The sequence below is a fragment of the Flavobacterium araucananum genome, assembly GCF_002222055.1.
Classification (GTDB): domain Bacteria; phylum Bacteroidota; class Bacteroidia; order Flavobacteriales; family Flavobacteriaceae; genus Flavobacterium; species Flavobacterium araucananum.
In genome coordinates this window covers 1-274 of record NZ_MUGS01000111.1, presented here as the reverse complement: position 1 = coordinate 274, position 274 = coordinate 1, and the positions used below count along the sequence as shown (strand labels likewise).

The 274-nt window shown below is 42.0% G+C and carries 1 pseudogene; it reads right to left on the bottom strand.

The features are described 5' to 3' along the window. Nucleotides 1-274 (bottom strand): annotated as a pseudogene (locus B0A64_RS25670) (T9SS type A sorting domain-containing protein); the annotation flags it as partial.

Sequence of the window (274 nt, the reverse complement as noted above, 5' to 3'; positions counted from 1 at the left end):
TGGAAAGCACATAACAATTCGTCCTGTCCGCTCCCGCCAATAGTTCTTTGCCATTGTTCTTCGCCTTTGGCATTTAGTTTAATAACCCAATAGTCAGTTCCTCCTTTGCAGGGGTCTTTTTTCTGAAAGTCATCTGGAGAATTGGATGTTCCGGCAAGGATAAAACCGCCATCTCTGGTGTTTTTTATGCTTTGTAGTAAATCGAAACCACTGCCACCAATACTTTTTTGCCAGTCAAGTTCTCCTTGCTCATCCATTTTCCAGATCCAATAAT